General features: G+C 64.7%; 16 protein-coding genes. 7 read left to right on the top strand and 9 right to left on the bottom strand.

Going from position 1 to position 15,313, the window contains the following annotated elements; all coding sequences use genetic code 11:
• Positions 1 to 3 precede the first annotated feature (3 nt).
• The 3 genes from ACOXXX_RS10275 to ACOXXX_RS10265 all read right to left on the bottom strand — a co-directional run bounded on the left by ACOXXX_RS10275 (position 4) and on the right by ACOXXX_RS10265 (position 2,193).
• Positions 4 to 1,188: a geranylgeranyl reductase family protein gene (locus ACOXXX_RS10275; RefSeq protein WP_422826487.1), complete on the bottom strand. Its 1,185-nt coding sequence runs from the start codon at positions 1,186 to 1,188 to the stop codon at positions 4 to 6.
• A 25-nt stretch (positions 1,189 to 1,213) separates the two neighbouring features.
• Positions 1,214 to 1,774, bottom strand: coding sequence for a L,D-transpeptidase (locus ACOXXX_RS10270; protein ID WP_422826486.1), 561 nt, complete (start codon positions 1,772 to 1,774; stop codon positions 1,214 to 1,216).
• 212 nt (positions 1,775 to 1,986) lie between these two features.
• The gene (locus ACOXXX_RS10265; protein ID WP_422826485.1) at positions 1,987 to 2,193 is read right to left on the bottom strand and encodes a cold-shock protein; all 207 of its coding nucleotides are present in this window, start codon (positions 2,191 to 2,193) and stop codon (positions 1,987 to 1,989) included.
• Between the two features lie 370 nt (positions 2,194 to 2,563).
• Between ACOXXX_RS10265 and ACOXXX_RS10260 the strand changes: the two genes are divergently transcribed.
• Together ACOXXX_RS10260 and ACOXXX_RS10255 are read left to right on the top strand one after the other, a co-directional pair.
• Positions 2,564 to 2,848 (top strand): hypothetical protein, encoded by a 285-nt coding sequence (locus ACOXXX_RS10260; RefSeq protein WP_422826484.1) that lies wholly within the window; start codon positions 2,564 to 2,566, stop codon positions 2,846 to 2,848.
• A gap of 35 nt (positions 2,849 to 2,883) precedes the next feature.
• The gene (locus ACOXXX_RS10255; RefSeq protein ID WP_422826483.1) at positions 2,884 to 3,552 is read left to right on the top strand and encodes a transposase; all 669 of its coding nucleotides are present in this window, start codon (positions 2,884 to 2,886) and stop codon (positions 3,550 to 3,552) included.
• Between the two features lie 49 nt (positions 3,553 to 3,601).
• Here ACOXXX_RS10255 and ettA read toward each other — a convergent pair whose 3' ends face one another.
• Positions 3,602 to 5,257 (bottom strand): energy-dependent translational throttle protein EttA, encoded by a 1,656-nt coding sequence (gene ettA / locus ACOXXX_RS10250; RefSeq protein WP_422826482.1) that lies wholly within the window; start codon positions 5,255 to 5,257, stop codon positions 3,602 to 3,604.
• Between the two features lie 168 nt (positions 5,258 to 5,425).
• On the opposite strand from ettA, the gene ACOXXX_RS10245 reads away from it, so the two are divergent.
• Entirely contained in the window at positions 5,426 to 6,040 is a 615-nt protein-coding gene (locus tag ACOXXX_RS10245) for a nicotinate-nucleotide adenylyltransferase (RefSeq protein ID WP_422826481.1), read from the top strand.
• On the opposite strand, the gene ACOXXX_RS10240 is transcribed toward ACOXXX_RS10245, so the two are convergent.
• Positions 6,002 to 6,868: a DMT family transporter gene (locus tag ACOXXX_RS10240; protein WP_422826480.1), complete on the bottom strand. Its 867-nt coding sequence runs from the start codon at positions 6,866 to 6,868 to the stop codon at positions 6,002 to 6,004. The genes ACOXXX_RS10245 and ACOXXX_RS10240 overlap by 39 nt on opposite strands.
• A 96-nt stretch (positions 6,869 to 6,964) precedes the next feature.
• On the opposite strand from ACOXXX_RS10240, the gene dacB reads away from it, so the two are divergent.
• Positions 6,965 to 8,455, top strand: a complete 1,491-nt coding sequence (gene dacB / locus ACOXXX_RS10235) for a D-alanyl-D-alanine carboxypeptidase/D-alanyl-D-alanine endopeptidase (RefSeq protein ID WP_422826479.1) — start codon at positions 6,965 to 6,967, stop codon at positions 8,453 to 8,455.
• Between the two features lie 12 nt (positions 8,456 to 8,467).
• Here the strand turns inward: dacB and ACOXXX_RS10230 are convergent, their stop codons facing one another.
• Both ACOXXX_RS10230 and ACOXXX_RS10225 read right to left on the bottom strand, forming a co-directional pair.
• Positions 8,468 to 8,887: a L,D-transpeptidase gene (locus tag ACOXXX_RS10230; protein WP_422826478.1), complete on the bottom strand. Its 420-nt coding sequence runs from the start codon at positions 8,885 to 8,887 to the stop codon at positions 8,468 to 8,470.
• Positions 8,888 to 9,023: 136 nt separating this feature from the next.
• Positions 9,024 to 9,425, bottom strand: a complete 402-nt coding sequence (locus tag ACOXXX_RS10225; RefSeq protein WP_422826667.1) for a tellurite resistance TerB family protein — start codon at positions 9,423 to 9,425, stop codon at positions 9,024 to 9,026.
• 160 nt (positions 9,426 to 9,585) lie between these two features.
• Here ACOXXX_RS10225 and ACOXXX_RS10220 point away from each other — a divergent pair, with 160 nt between their 5' ends.
• The 3 genes from ACOXXX_RS10220 to ACOXXX_RS10210 all read left to right on the top strand — a co-directional run bounded on the left by ACOXXX_RS10220 (position 9,586) and on the right by ACOXXX_RS10210 (position 14,069).
• Positions 9,586 to 11,163, top strand: a complete 1,578-nt coding sequence (locus ACOXXX_RS10220) for a lysine--tRNA ligase (protein ID WP_422826477.1) — start codon at positions 9,586 to 9,588, stop codon at positions 11,161 to 11,163.
• Positions 11,164 to 11,243: 80 nt separating this feature from the next.
• A complete protein-coding gene (locus tag ACOXXX_RS10215) occupies positions 11,244 to 11,654 on the top strand; it encodes a DUF4864 domain-containing protein (protein WP_422826476.1) in 411 nt (136 codons plus the stop codon).
• 129 nt (positions 11,655 to 11,783) lie between these two features.
• Positions 11,784 to 14,069 (top strand): glycosyl hydrolase family 28-related protein, encoded by a 2,286-nt coding sequence (locus tag ACOXXX_RS10210; RefSeq protein ID WP_422826475.1) that lies wholly within the window; start codon positions 11,784 to 11,786, stop codon positions 14,067 to 14,069.
• A gap of 34 nt (positions 14,070 to 14,103) precedes the next feature.
• Here ACOXXX_RS10210 and ACOXXX_RS10205 read toward each other — a convergent pair whose 3' ends face one another.
• Both ACOXXX_RS10205 and ACOXXX_RS10200 read right to left on the bottom strand, forming a co-directional pair.
• Entirely contained in the window at positions 14,104 to 14,586 is a 483-nt protein-coding gene (locus ACOXXX_RS10205) for a HugZ family protein (protein ID WP_422826474.1), read from the bottom strand.
• Positions 14,587 to 14,626: 40 nt separating this feature from the next.
• The gene (locus tag ACOXXX_RS10200; protein WP_422826473.1) at positions 14,627 to 15,295 is read right to left on the bottom strand and encodes a hypothetical protein; all 669 of its coding nucleotides are present in this window, start codon (positions 15,293 to 15,295) and stop codon (positions 14,627 to 14,629) included.
• Between the last annotated feature and the right edge of the window lie 18 nt (positions 15,296 to 15,313).

Genomic DNA, 15,313 nt, shown 5'->3' with positions numbered 1-15,313 from the left:
AGATTAAGGCACGGGGGGGGCAGGACTCTGATCGGCGCGGAGTTTCGCCGATATCGCGCGTAAGATGTGGCGGGGTAGGCGGATAATCGTCCGACGTGTAATCTCTGAATACTCGGTTTCGCCCGCCAAGAGGCGCAAATAGTCCTGACGAAGCGCGGATGATTCGCGGAATCCGCGGATGAAACCGTGCCGGAAGGTCGGCAGGAACAGCAGCGGCCGAATCAGCCGCGACTGGGTGATGGCCGCATGAATCGGCTTCAGGGCGTTGCGGTAACGCGGCAGCGCCGTAGACGGCTGGCCTTGCGCCAGGGCGTCAATCGCGGCCTGCGCCGCCTCTTGTCCACTCTTGAGAGCAAAGGCGATGCCTTCGCCTGTGATTGGATCGACCAGCCCCGCGGCGTCGCCCGCCAGCAAGGTCGGCCCGCGCCCGGGCACGCGGCGAAAATTGCCAAAAGGCAGGAACTGACCCTTGATCGGCTGATCGTCCGGCAGACCCAGCTGCGCCAAGTAGCGGCGCAGGTTCGCCTTCATGTCCGGATTGCGGGACAGCACGCCGCCCACCCCTATGGTGCGGCCGCAGGTCTTGGGGAAGTCCCACCCATAGCCCCATTCGGCCGCGCCAAAGTCGATGCGCAGCTCGGTCCGGGCCGGGTGGTCCGACGGATGCTCTACCTCGAGCGCAAAGCCGATGCGGCGTTTGTCGAACGGCTGGCCGTAAAGCGCGCGGGCAGTCGGGCTGCTTACCCCGTCGGCGGCAATCAGCACGTCGGCGCTGAGGGTCCGGTCGCTCAGCGTGACCGTCGCGGTCGCGGGGGCGATGTCGGTGACGGTCGCGCCAGTGACATCCTCGGCCCCGGCGTCCAGGGCGGCCTGCATCAGCGCATGATCCAGCGTGCGCCGCATGGTCATGTAGAGCGGCGGAACTTCCGAATACCGGCCCAGCTCTTCCCCGAAGGCGCAGAAGGTGACCGAGCTGCGGTTCAGCATCGGGGCGTCCGGATGCTCGGCCCCGAAGATTTCCCGGAAATAGCGCATGGACCGACCGGTAAAGCCGCCTCCGCAGAGCTTGTTGCGGGGAAAGCGATGCTTGTCGATCAACGCTACGCGCAAGCCTGCCCGGGCCGCCGTCACCGCGGCGGCGCTGCCGCCGGGGCCTGCGCCCAGCACTATGACGTCGTATCGGCTCATGCCGACCGCCCTCCGGCGGAGTGGATCACAGGACGGTGACGGTGGTGCCGATCGGAACCCGGTCGTACAGATCCTTGACGTGCTCGTTCAGCATCCGGATGCAGCCGTTCGACACCGACCGCCCGATCGACCGTGGCGCTGTCGTGCCGTGGATACGGAAATATGTGTCGCGTCCGTTCTGGAAGAGGTAGAGCGCGCGCGCGCCCAGCGGGTTGCCCGGGCCGCCCGGCTGGACATAGTCATTGCCCTTGAACTTGGCGTAGGTCCGCGGCTCGCGTTCGATCATCTCGTCGGTGGGGCGCCAGGTCGGCCATTCCTTCTTGACCTGGATCTTGGCGGTGCCGGTGAACTCCAGTCCAGCCTTGCCAACGCCGACACCATAGCGCAGCGCCTCGCCCGGGGCGGTGATGTAGTAAAGAAAATGCGCCTTCGGCACGATCAGGATCTGACCGGGTGCATAGGCTTGGGTAAAGCTGACCTTCTGGGGTGTGAATTTCTTGTCGACCTGAAATCCCTGTGCCAGCGCGGGCAAAGGCAGGGCGGCCGCCGCGGCAGCGGAGGCAATCAATGTTCGGCGTGTGATCATGGCAGCGCTCTTTTCGGGTTTGCGAATAATGTAACGGAGCGAGTATTTTCGCATTTGGTTATTGTTTCAACACTGCCCGGGGCAGGTCTGTTCCGAACTGTGGCAAAGTTCGCGCGGTTTGGATCACGCGGGCGTGAGGCAGTTCTGACAGATCGCGCAAACGAAAACGGCCGCCCGGGAGGGCGGCCGCAGAACCGTTTCACGCCAAAGGCTTATGCCAGAGCGAGGTTGACCGCGCTTTCGCGGCCGTCGCGACCGGTTTCGATGTCGAAGGTGACCTTCTGGTCATCCTTGAGGCCGGTCAGGCCCGAACGCTCAACGGCGGAGATGTGCACGAACACGTCCTTGGAGCCGCCGTCGGGCTGAATGAAGCCGAAGCCTTTGGTTGCGTTAAACCATTTCACTGTGCCGTTGGCCATGTGAAGTATCCTTTGTTTTCAACGCTGTCCGCAATATGCGACAGCCCGGCGAGGTCACGTTCGAATCGAAGAACTGCGCGCCGGTGAAGGAAAACAGAAGGTCGAGTAGAAGATCGTCAGCCATGGCCACATGACAGGTCGCGCGCGGAACGGCAAGAAGATTCGCGGGGTCTGTGGCCGAATCGCCGTTTCGGTCGAGCGGTTCGGCGCGGGCATGAGGATGGACGGTGGCGACGTGGCGAGATTATTTTCGCGAGCCTCTAGGCGGCGATACGGGACAGTCGTATTTTAGGGGGTGAAGGCGCGCGACTCGGATGACTTTGCCCGAGGGCGGAAAAGGGAGATCGCGGCGCCGGTTTCGGAGACAATCATGCATCTTCTCGAAGGGGTGGCGGCCATTCTGGTGTCGGTCTGCATCTATGCCTGGGCCTATGGCAAACATCACGGCCCCGGGGCGCCGGGCTGGGCCAAGGGCCAGCTTTTCGCCTCGCTGATCAGCGTTTTGCTGGTCGCCCTGTTTCCCGTCGGCGCGGGGTTCGTCGCCTTGGGCCTGACCGAGGCGATGACGCCCGCAAGCTGGGCCGGACTGGTGGCGCTGGCGGTGCTGCCGGTGGCGATCTGGAAAGCGGTGCCTAGGCTGGCGCGCCGCGCATAACGCAGCCTTGACCCTGTCCGAGGCAGGCTGCGGGGATGTCCTGTTACCAGCGTCCCCGCCGCGCCGCCGCGCGCGTGTTCTTTACCGTCTGCCTCGCCCGGCCCGGCACGCGCCTGCTGACGGACGAGATCGTAAGTCTGCGCGAGGCTGTCAGGGTGACGCGGCAGAGGCGGCCCTTCGGCATCGACGCCTGGGTCGTGTTGCCGGACCATATGCACGCGGTATGCACCCTGCCCGAAGGCGATGCGAACTATTCCGACCGCTGGGGGTCGATCAAGGCGCGGTTTTCGAAATTCCTGCGACTGAAGCAAGCAGAGGTCCCGGTGGGACAGAACGGCAAGGTGGGTTACAAACCCACCCTACGCCCGGCGGACGCCTCGGGCCTGACCGAGGCGGAGCGGCTGCGGCGGATACGCAGCGCCAGCAAGCGCGGCAAACAGGATGCGGGGATTTGGCAGCAGAGGTTCTGGGAGCATCACATCCGGGATCAGGCCGATTACCATGCGCATGTGCGCTATTGCTGGATCAATCCGGTAAAGCACGGGCTGGTCTCCCGAGCTGCGGACTGGCCTTACTCGTCGATCCGTCGGGACATTGCCGCAGGCCGTGTCGATCCGCAGTTTGTCGGAGAGATCGTGGATGGAGATTTCAGTGAGATCGCAGCGCCCGGCGAAGGTGCCGACCAGCGTAGGGTGGGTTTGTAACCCACCCTACGGCTTTCCATCAGCGTGCAGCCTGACCCGCTAGGTGGCTCTACCGCGTGAACTTCTTGTGTTTCATCCGCTTCGGCTCTGCCGCATCCGGGCCGAGGCGCAGTTTCTTGTCTTCCTCGTAATCCTCGAAATTGCCTTCGAACCATTCCACATGCGCGTCGCCCTCGAAGGCGAGGATATGTGTGCAGATGCGGTCGAGGAAGAACCGGTCGTGCGAGATGACCACGGCACAGCCGGCGAAATCCACCAGCGCATCCTCGAGCGCGCGCAGGGTTTCGACGTCAAGGTCGTTGGTCGGCTCATCCAGCAGCAGCACGTTGCCGCCCTCTTTCAGAAGCCGCGCCATGTGCACGCGGTTGCGTTCACCGCCCGACAGGAGCGAGACCTTCTTTTGCTGCGTGGTGCCCTTGAAGTTGAAGGCTCCGCAATAGGCGCGGCTGTTGACCTCGGCATCGCCCAGCTGGATCAGCTCCGCCCCGCCCGAGATCGCTTCCCAGACGTTGTGATTGGGGTCGAGGTCGTCGCGCGACTGATCCACATAGGACAGCTGCACGGTGTCCCCCAAGGTGATCGAGCCTTCGTCCGGCTGTTCCTGACCGGTGATCATCTTGAAGAGCGTCGATTTGCCCGCGCCGTTGGGGCCGATCACGCCGACGATGCCGCCCGGCGGGATCGAGAAGGACAGATCCTCGATCAGGAGCTTGTCGCCCATGGCCTTTTTCAGGCCCTCGACCTCGATCACCTTCGATCCCAGACGTTCGCCGTTGGGGATGACGATCTGCGCCTTGCCGACGCGTTCGCGTTCGGACACCTCGGCCAGCTTTTCATAAGACGAAATCCGCGCCTTGGATTTGGCCTGCCGCGCCTTGGCGCCCTGCCGGATCCAGGCCAGTTCGCGCTCCAGCGTTTTCTGCTTGGCCTTGTCTTCGCGGGCTTCCTGCTCCAGCCGCTTGGCTTTCTGGTCGAGCCAGGCGGAATAGTTGCCTTCGTAGGGAATGCCACGGCCACGGTCGATTTCCAGGATCCAGCCGGTGATGCTGTCGAGGAAATAGCGGTCGTGGGTGACGATCAGGATTGTGCCCTTGTAGTCGATCAGGTGCTGTTGCAGCCAGGCAATGGTTTCCGCGTCGAGGTGGTTGGTCGGTTCGTCCAGCAGCAGCATGTCGGGCGCGTCGAGCAGCAGCTGGCAGAGCGCCACGCGGCGGCGTTCACCGCCCGAGAGCGTGGTGACGTCGGCATCGTCGGCGGGGCAGCGCAGCGCCTCCATCGCGATGTCGATCTGGTTGTCGAGCTCCCACAGATTCTCGGCGTCGATCTCGTCCTGCAGGGCGGCCATCTCGTCGGCCGTCTCGTCCGAGTAGTTCATCGCCAGTTCGTTGTACTTGTCGAGCTTGGCTTTCTTGGCCGCGACACCCAGCATGACGTTCTCGCGCACGGTCAGCTTGGGGTCGAGTTCGGGTTCCTGCGGCAGATAGCCGACGCGCGCGCCCTCGGCGACCCAGGCTTCGCCGGTGAAATCCTTGTCCTGGCCGGCCATGATCCGCATCAGCGTCGATTTACCCGACCCGTTGACGCCGACGACGCCGATCTTGACGCCGGGCAGGAAGTTCAGCCGGATGTTTTCAAAGCATTTCTTGCCGCCCGGATAGGTCTTGGAGACACCGTCCATGTGATACACGAATTTATAGGCTGCCATGTGAATGCTCCGTTGCGTGGGGATTCCCGCGGGGGGTTGGCGTGCTCTTTAGGGGATTTCGCGCGGCCTTGCCAGAGGGGGCAGGGCGGGCGCGGGCGCAAAAGACGTTGAAATTGCCGCCGGTCCGGTGTTTTTCGGGAGGGTGCCGCCGCCGGGAGAGCCTTGCCCATGACCACGCCGTTGACCTCTTCGGGGCTGTCGCTGCGGGCAGGCATGACCGTGGGCCTGCTGGGTGGGTCCTTCGATCCGCCGCATGCGGGGCATGTGCATATCACCAAAGAGGCGCTCAAGCGGTTCGGGCTGGACCGGGTCGTGTGGCTGGTGAGCCCGGGCAATCCGTTGAAACCCGACGGGCCTGCGCCGCTGGAGCGGCGAATGGCGGCGGCCCGGGCGATCATGGATCACCCGAAGGTCATCATCAGCGATGCCGAGGCGCGGCTTGGCACCCGGTTCACGGCCGCCACGCTCGAGGCGCTGATGATGCAGCACCCCGGGGTGCGCTTTGTCTGGCTGATGGGGGCGGACAACCTGGTGCAGTTTCACCTTTGGGACCGGTGGCGCTCGATCCTGGAGGCGGTGCCGGTGGGGGTCATCGCCCGCCCCGGAGAACGGACCGGCGCGCGCCGGTCAAAGGCGGCCCGGATGTACCGGCATGCCCGCATCGCCGGGCGCGCCGCGCGGCTCTTGCCCATGGCCGAGGCGCCCGCCTGGTGCTTCGTCAACGTGCCGATGGCCGATATCAGCTCAACCGCGATCCGTCAGCGGGGCGGCTGGACGAAATGACGCGCGCCCCAGCCGAGCCGAAATCACCCCGGACCCGATGATCACCGCCAGCCCGGCCCAGGTCAGCGCGTCGGGCAGGTCGCCGAAGATCAGCCAGCCCAGGACCGTCGCGGCGATCAGCTGGAAATAGACCATGGGCGCAATCGCGCTGGCCGTGCCGATCCGGTAGGCCATCAGCAAGAGCAGGTTGCCTGTCATCGAGAAAAGGCCCGAGGCCAGAAGCAGCAGCGCGGAGTCGGCGTCGATCACCGGCAGGTCGCGCAGCGCCAGCGGGGCAAGGAAGACCACCCCGGCCACCAGTTGTGTGAAGAGCAGCGCACGGGGGGCCGCCAGATGCGTCAGCGCGCGAGAGGCGGTGAGATAGGCGCCATAGAACACCCCCGCCAGCAGCGCGAAGAGCAGCCCCGGTTCGGTCGAAAAGCCGGGGCGCACGACCAGCAGCACGCCCAGAAAGCCCAGCCCCATCATCATCGACCGCAGCGGTGTCACCGCCTCGCGCAAGAGCAAGGCCGACAGGGCATAGCTGACGATCGGCCCGATGAAGAAGGCGGCGAAAACCGATGCGATGGGCGCCGTGGAAAGGGCGGTGAGGATCGAAAGGATACCGCAGGACAGCAGCGCCCCGCGCCCCCAGATCCGCCAGTCGCGAAACAGCCGGAGCGATCCGGCGGGCAGGAACATCCCCATCACCAGCGCGCCCAGCAGGAAACGCGCCCATCCGACGAAGGCCGGGCTGAAGCCGAATTCCGATGTCAGCAGCTTGCCCGCGCTGTCCCCGGCGGGGATGCAGGACATGGCGACAAACATGAGCGCAAGGGCGGTCCACATAACCGCTGCGCTATCACGCAGACGTGCCTTGCGAAAGTCGGCTGAGGCGGGTGGTGGTGCTTGTCTCGCCCCGGCGGCTCTGGTTATCTCTGCCGCATGACACGTCTGGTTTCCCGCAGAGCGTTCCTGTCGGGTGTCGCGGCCCTTGCCGCGACCCCGGCGTTCGCCGATCCGCCCCTGACCTCGCTGCGCCCGGTGGCGCGGGGCGAGGATCTGCTTCTCAAGACGCTGAAGCCTGTCGAGGCGCTGATCCGCGACGCGCGGCTGAACGGCACGGTCGGGTTCGCCGTCGCCGACGCGCGCGACGGTGCGCTTCTGGAAGGGCATGAACACGCGACCGGCCTGCCGCCCGCCAGCGTCGCCAAGGCGCTGACCGCATCCTATGCCCTGGACGTGCTGGGGCCGGCGCATCAGTTCGTGACGCGATTGCTGGCGACCGGCCCGGTGGCGGACGGCGTCTTGCAGGGCGATCTGGTGCTGGCGGGCGGCGGCGATCCGACGCTTGACACCGACGGGCTGGCACGGCTGGCGGCCAATCTGAAAGCAGCGGGTTTGCGCGAGGTGCGCGGGCGGTTTCTGGTCTATGGCGGGGCGCTGCCCTTTACGCCGGTGATCGACCCGGGACAGCCCGACCATGTGGGGTACAACCCGGCGGTGTCGGGGCTGGCGCTGAATTACAATCGGGTGCATTTCGAATGGCGCCGGTCGGGCAAGGGCTATGCCATCAACATGGATGCGCGGTCCGAAACCTACCGCCCCGATGTCGCGATGGCGCGCATGGTCGTGGTGGACCGCAAGGCGCCGCTTTACACCTATCGCGACGCTGGTGTGCGCGACGACTGGACGGTGGCGCAATGGGCGCTGGGCAATGGCGGCGCGCGGTGGCTGCCGGTGCGCAAGCCCGAGCTTTACGCGGGACAGGTGTTCCAGACCTTTGCCGGGTCGCAGGGCATCCGCCTCAAGGCGCCCGAACAGATCGACAGCCTGCCCGAAACCACAGACATTGCGGAACTGCAAAGCGCGCCGTTGCGGATCATCCTGCGCGACATGCTGAAATGGTCCACCAACCTCACGGCGGAGATGGTGGGCCTGTCGGCCACCAATGCGGTGCAGGGCGAGGTGGCGTCGCTGACCGCCTCGGCCGCGGCGCTGAACCAGTGGGCCAAGGAAACGCTGGGCCTGAACGATGTGGCCCTGGTGGATCATTCGGGTCTGGGCGATGCCAGCCGCATTTCGGCCGCCGACATGATGACCGCCATGGTCGCTGTGCGCCGCCGACTGGGGCTCAAGCCGCTGCTCAAGGCCTTTCCGATGCGCGATGCACAGCGCAATGTCATTCGGGATCATCCGCTCAGCGTGCATGCCAAGACCGGCACGCTGAATTTCGTGAGCGGTCTGGCCGGCTTCGTCGATCTGCCGGACGGGCGCGAACTGGCATTTGCCATCTTCGCCGCCAACAGCGCCGAGCGCGACCGGTTGAGCAAGGCCGAACGCGAACGGCCCCCGGGGGCGGCGGACTGGAACCGCCGGGCCAAGGGCCTGCAGCAGGCGCTGATCGAACGCTGGGGCGTGCTTTACAAGGCGTGACCGGCGGCGGCGTCAGTTCTGGATCACGACACGGACGTTCTTCATGCCGACCTGGCGCGTCAGTGCGAACAATCGCGAGGCATGATCGGGATGCAGCCGCACGCACCCGGCGGAGGCGGGGCGGCCCAGGCGGCTGATCTGGTTGGTGCCGTGGATCGCGTAATTGCCGCGAAAGAAGATCGCAAAGGGCATGGGCGCATTGTCATAAAGGCTCGACTTGTGGTGCCGCGACAGGAACTGCGGGGTAAAGGTGCCGCGCGGCGTGACCTTGCCGCGCCGCGCGGTCGACACCGGCCAGCGGTACGCGACCTTGCCATTCTGGATCACGGTCATGGTCTGGCTGGACACGTCGACCTTGGCGACGAGCGGCGCGGCTGCGCCCAGGATCGGAAGCAGGCACAGCAGCAGGGTCAGAATGAGGGTAATCGTCATTCGGTTTGATTTGAGGTGCATGGAAATCTCCTGGTCAAAAAGGCAGACTGAATGAAACGGGCGGTAATTGCCCTGTTCTCAGACTACTCTTTTTTGCCAGCGATACCAGTCAGGTATTCCCGACTCTGCCCGGGGATCAGGCCCGCATGTGCCGGGCGCGGGCGCCGCGTTCGATCGCGGCGGCGTGCAGCCGGTCGAGGTTGAGCTCGTAGCGGATTTCCTCGAGCAGGCGCAGTTCGGTTTCGTCCAGCGTGCCGTCGGCGGCGGCGACGTCGCAGGACAGCGCATAGGCGGTTTCGAAAAGCCGCTCGGGCAGGCCTTCGCGGATCAGGCCAAAGAGCGCGTCAAGGCCGTCCTCCTGTTCGAAGAGGTCGAAGACCAGCTGCGCCATGATGTTCATCCGGTCGATGTCGTATTCCGCAAAGATCGGCAGGTTGTTGACGGCGGACTGGATTTTCATCAGCTCGGCGGTCCGGATGTCCTCGTCCGAGGCGGACACCGCGATCATCAGCGCAACGAGGCAGTCCTGCGCGCTCATCGGGTGGGCGACGGGGTCTTGAAGCTGGTCTTGCACCTGAACGGCCTTCCTGCCTTGGGTCATCTGCCGCGCAGATTATTGACCCTTCCCGCCACCCGCAATAGGGAGTGGGCGCATGTTGACAGGGGCCCGGCGGGGCCCCGCCCAAAGGAGTACCCCGATGTCCGATCTGCGCGACGCTGCGATGACCTCAAAGGCCTGGCCTTTCGAAGAGGCGCGCCGGGTGCTCAAACGCTATGAAAAGGCGCCGCCCGAAAAGGGCCATGTGCTGTTCGAGACCGGCTATGGCCCCTCGGGCCTGCCGCATATCGGCACCTTCGGTGAGGTCGCGCGCACGACGATGATCCGCCGCGCGTTCGAGCTGATTTCAGACATCCCGACCCGGCTGATCTGCTTTTCCGACGATATGGACGGTATGCGCAAGGTGCCCGACAACGTGCCCGACCCGCGCCAGCTTGACGCACACCTGCAAAAGCCGCTGACCTCTGTGCCGGACCCTTTCGGCACGCACGAAAGCTTTGGCCATCACAACAACGCCATGTTGCGGCGATTCCTGGACACCTTCGGGTTCGAGTACGAATTCATCTCGGCCACCGAATTCTATGCCAGCGGCCAGTTCGACGAGATCCTGCTGCGCTGCGCCGAACGCTATGACGATCTGATGAAGATCATGCTGAAATCCCTGCGCGACGAGCGTCAGCAGACCTATTCGATCTTCCTGCCGATTCATCCCGAAACGGGTCGGGTGCTCTATGTACCGATGAAGCATGTCGATGCCGCGAAGGGCGAGATCACCTTTGACGACGAGGATGGCCGCGAATGGACGCTGCCGGTCACCGGCGGCAATGTGAAATTGCAGTGGAAGCCCGATTTCGGCGCCCGCTGGGCGGCGCTCGGTGTGGATTTCGAGATGTACGGCAAAGATCACAGCACCAACACGCCGATCTACGACGGCATCTGCCGGACGCTGGGGGTCAAGCCGCCGGAGCATTTCACCTATGAGCTGTTTCTGGACGACGCGGGCCAGAAGATCAGCAAATCCAAGGGCAACGGGCTGAGCATCGACGAATGGCTGAGCTATGCCAGCACGGAGTCGCTATCGTATTTCATGTACCTCAAGCCCAAGACCGCCAAGCGGCTTTGGTGGGACGTGATCCCCAAGGCGGTGGATGAATATCACCAGCAGCTGCGCGCCTTTCCGGATCAGGATGCGGCGCAAAAGGTCAACAATCCGGTCTGGCACATCCACGGTGGCGACGTGCCGGAAAGCAAGATGGTCGTGCCCTTCGCGATGCTGCTGAACCTCGCGTCCGTTTCGGGCGCCGAGGACACCGAAACCCTTTGGGGATTCATCCTGCGCTATGCGCCAGACGCGTCGCCCGAAAAGAACCCGGACCTTGATCAGGCGGCGGGTTTCGCGATCCGCTATTACGAGGATTTCGTGAAGCCCAAGAAGGTCTTCCGCGCCCCGGACGAAAAGGAAGAGGCGGCGCTGCGCGATCTGGCGGCACGGCTGCAGGCCTATGACGGGCCGGTCGAGGACGAGGCGCTGCAAACATTGGTCTTTGCCGTCGGCAAAGAGCACGGGTTCGAGCCGCTCCGTGACTGGTTCAAGGCGCTTTACGAGGTGCTGCTGGGCGCGAGCCAGGGGCCGCGGTTCGGAGGATTCATCGCGCTATACGGCGTGGAGGAAACGATCACGCTGATCGAACGGGGCCTTGCGGGCGAGCTGAGCTGAAACTTTGGCCGTCCGGGTTCCGTGCTTGACGGAAGGGAAAGGGGACATACCCTTTTCCCATCCGCCACAGGAGCGCCGCCATGAGACAGATCCTTTTCGCCCTCATTGCCTGCATCGGCCTGAGTCACGGTGCGCTGGCCCAGACCCAGTCGGGCGCTGACGTTCAGGACACGATCCAGCGTCAGCTTGATGCCTTTATGGCCGACGATTTCGACACCGCCTTTACCTTTGCGGCGCCCAACATCCAGGGCATGTTCGGCACGCCGGAGAATTTCGAGATGATGGTCAAACGCGGCTATCCGATGGTCTGGCGGCCCGCAGATGTCACCTTTGGCGATCTGCGTGACGACGGCGCGACCGTGGCGCAACGGGTGATCATCCGCGACCAGAAGGGCGCCACCCATGTGCTGGAATACACCATGGTGGACCAGGGCGGCATGTGGCGGATTGCGGGCGTGCAGATCATCCCGCAGGCGGGCGTTGCGGCCTGATCCCGGTCCTGCGGCCTCGGGCGCGCAACAGCCGCCGTCACGGTGCCCCCGGACGGCGTTAAGACCTGATCGGTAGTTCCCTTTCCCAGATGGGCCCGCGTGCGGCCCGGTGCCAGGAAAGGGACAGCGATGAACAAGGCGATTACCGACGGCGTGGTTCTGATGCCGCCAGAGTTTGGCGCGGGCCTGGGGGTCTGGGCGCGCGGCGACGGGGTGCCAGGATCGGACACCTACCAGTCCATCGCGACCGCCGCCTTCGTGCCTGCCGACCAGGATTTCGGTGGCTGTCTGGAATTGCAGAAGACCCAGAGCGTTCAGAAAATCCGTTACATGGGCGAAACGCCGCTGCTGCCGGGGTGCTATCTGCGCGTCACCGCGCGGGTCAAGGCGGTTGCGGGCAACCTGCCCGCGGTGCGCATCGCTGGCTGGGCCGGGGCGGCGGGCGGCGGCCATGTGAACGGCCTGACCGAGGTCGGCCCCGCCACCACGATCACCAACTACGGCGAGGTGGTCGAGGTCAGCGCCATCATCGGCGCGGGAAACCGCACCGGCGTCGACATGGTCTGGGGCGTGCAGCCGATCTACGGTCACTTCGGACTTGATCTGACCGGCCCCAACGGCGGCATCGTCCGGGTCGACGACATCGTGATCGAGGACGTGACCGAGGTCTTTCTGCGCAACATGCTGAGCATCGTGGACGTGCGTGACTTTGGCGCCATCGGCGACGGCAGCGCCAACGACAGCGCGGCCTTCGAGGCGGCGGATGCGGCGGCGAACGGGCGGCGGGTGCTGGTCTCGGCAGGTACCTACCGGCTGATACAGTCGGTGACCTTCGAAAGCCGGGTGACGTTCGAGGGCAGCGTGATCATGCCCGACAACGCCATCCTGTCCCTGACCAAGGATTTCAACCTGCCGACCTATATCGATGCCTTCGGCGGGGACGAGGAGTTGGCTTTCAAGAAGGCCGTGCAGTCGCTGATGAACAATGCCGACCACGAAAGCCTCGACATGGGGGGCAGGCGGGTGTCGGTCACCGCCCCGATCGACGTGCATGCGGCGGTCAACAACCGCCCCACCTATGCGCAGCGCCGGGTGATCCGCAACGGCCAGCTGCGCGCCGAAAGCACCGGCAACTGGGCGCCCACGGTCGTGACCAGCCAGGCGCGCTATGCCGCCAACGATCGGTTCAAGCTGACAAATGTGACAAATATCGCCAATGTCCCCGTCGGCGCGCTGGTAGAGGGCAGCGGCGTGGGCCGGGAAATCTATGTCCGCTCCAAGAACGTCGCTGCACAGGAGGTGACGCTGTCCCAACCGCTGTCGGACGCGGTGGGCACCCAGAACTACACCTTCACCCGGTTCAAGTACCTGCTGGATTTCAGCGGTTTCGCCCGTCTGGACCAGCTGGCGCTCGAGGATATCGAGTTTCAGTGCGCCGAAGAGGCCAGCGGCGTGTTGCTGGCCCCGCTGGGCACGATCATGCAGATCCGCGACTGTACCTTCAACCGGCCGGGGCATCGCGGCATCACCTCGCACGGCGAGGGCTGTCAGGGCATGCTTATCGACCATTGCCAGTTCATCAGCGCCGAAGGCGGCGCGCTGACGCAGAACCGGACCTCGGTGGCGATCAATACCAATGCGAACGACGTGAAGATCCGCAATTGCCGCGCCTCGCAATTCCGGCATTTTGCCGTGGTCAGCGGCGCGCATTCGGTGATCGCGGGCAATCACTTCTTCCAGGGGGACGATTCATCGAACGGGCTGCGCTCGGCCGGGATCGTACTGTGCCTGCGGGCCTGCAACGCGTCGATCACTGGCAACTACATCGACAATACCTTTATCGAATGGACCAACGAACGCGAGCCCGAGCCGGATTTCAGCGGCGGCTTCGGCTTTGCGGGCCTGTCGATCACCGACAACGTCTTCCTGTCGTCGAACGTCGCGCCGTGGTTTTCGTTCATCGTTGTGAAACCTTACGGCGCAGATCAGTTCGTCAACGGCCTGAACGTGTCGGGCAACACCTTCCGCTGCGTGGGGGCGACGATGAACCGGGTGGAGCGTGTGGACACGTCGTTCGCACCGTTGGATTTCAACCGGCTGAAAAAGATCTTCTTCAGCGGCAACACCTATCACAACATCGAATACGGGGCCGAAAATCCGCTGGTCGTGGCGCATTCGCAGAATACCCATGAAACCGTGTGGGAGGTCGAAGGCGGCCCGCGGCTGCCATTCAACGGCTATGCCAAGGACGTCGATGCGGTGGTGCTGCGCGGGCGGCTGCGCAATTCCGCGAACGTCAGCCGGTTCGACAATCCGCATGTCGAGGTCCTGCAGGGGCCGGGAAAGGATGTCGTGCACCTGACCTTTTCGACCCCGGTACGCGGCGATGTCAACGTGACGATCCGGGCGGACTGACCCGTGTTTGCGGCCCGGCCCCTTTGGGGCCGGATCATTCCTCCAGGTCGGCGGGGCTGAGCGTGTAGGCCTTGCCGAACCCGCCGTTGAGATGTCCTGCGGTGATATCAAAGCGCAGCAGCGAAAAATCCGCAAAGCCGATATAGAGTTTCGCCTTGGGCTGTTGCGTCAGGTAGTGCGCCGCAAGCGCGGCGTGCCCGTCTTCGCCGTGGCGCTGAAATCGCGCGCGCGCCTGAAGGCTAAGGCGTGGATGGGTCAGCGGATCGCCTTTGTCGCCAGGCTCCCCGAGCAGCAGGGCGCAGGCCGGATCGGCCTTGAGCGCGCGAGTGTGATGCGACAGGTCCGACACCAGCGAAAGGGGCAGGCCATCGGGGCCGGGGACCACGGCAATGCGGCTGATCATCGGCGTGCCGGTGTCGGGGTCGGTCACCGCCAGCGCGCCGAAGCGCGCATCGCGGATCAGGTCGCGGGCCAGCGCCCGGGCGTCGTCATCGGTGGGGCGGATCGGATCGGTCATGACCACAATCGTAGCGCGGTGCGCGGCCCGCCGGTAGGGGTCAGAAATGCTGCCAGAGCCCCAGCTTGATGCCAATCGTCTCATCCCCTTCCAGGCCGTAGCTGGCGCCGATCTCCAGCAGACGCGACTTGCCCAATGGGAACAGCACCGACGGCGCAATCCGCACGTAGGGATCGTAAAGCGCGGGCGCGCCGGACTGGATCTGCATCATGTATTTGCGCCCCTCCGGCATCGTCAGCCCCACCGTCAGGTCCATCTTGTAATCGGTCCGCCCGCTGTCGATCCTGATCTCGGCGAGGGTGTCGAGCGCCAGCCAGCCATAGGCGTCGCGCCACTGGAACGCGCGCCCAAGCGCCAGCCCGGGCCGCAGGACCGGCGCGCGGTCCATCCGCCCCAGCCCAAGCTCGGCCGCGATCTTGAATTGCTCGGTGCTGCCGGGCAGGGGCAGGCGCAGAAAGGCCACTGTCTTGCCCACCCCCGATTCGGACCGCCCCAGATCCAGGCCCAGGGTCAGGCGGTCGCTCAGCCCGTATTCCGCGTAGGTTCCGTAGTATTCGCCTGTGGGTTTCTGGGCGCTGAAATCCTGCGGCCAGGACAGGCGCAGGTCGGAAGAGACGAAAAACGTGCCCTTTTCGCGCGGCCAAGCCCCGGCCTGGGCCTGCGATGCGCCCAGTCCAAGCACCAGCAGGATTGCGCAGATGCGGATCATCGAAACCTCCGCCGCCAA

It is taken from the genome of Thalassococcus sp. BH17M4-6 (genome assembly GCF_049323015.1).
Classification (GTDB): domain Bacteria; phylum Pseudomonadota; class Alphaproteobacteria; order Rhodobacterales; family Rhodobacteraceae; genus Puniceibacterium.
The sequence above is the reverse complement of the archived record's forward strand: the minus strand, read 5'-3'. Positions and strand labels throughout refer to the sequence as shown.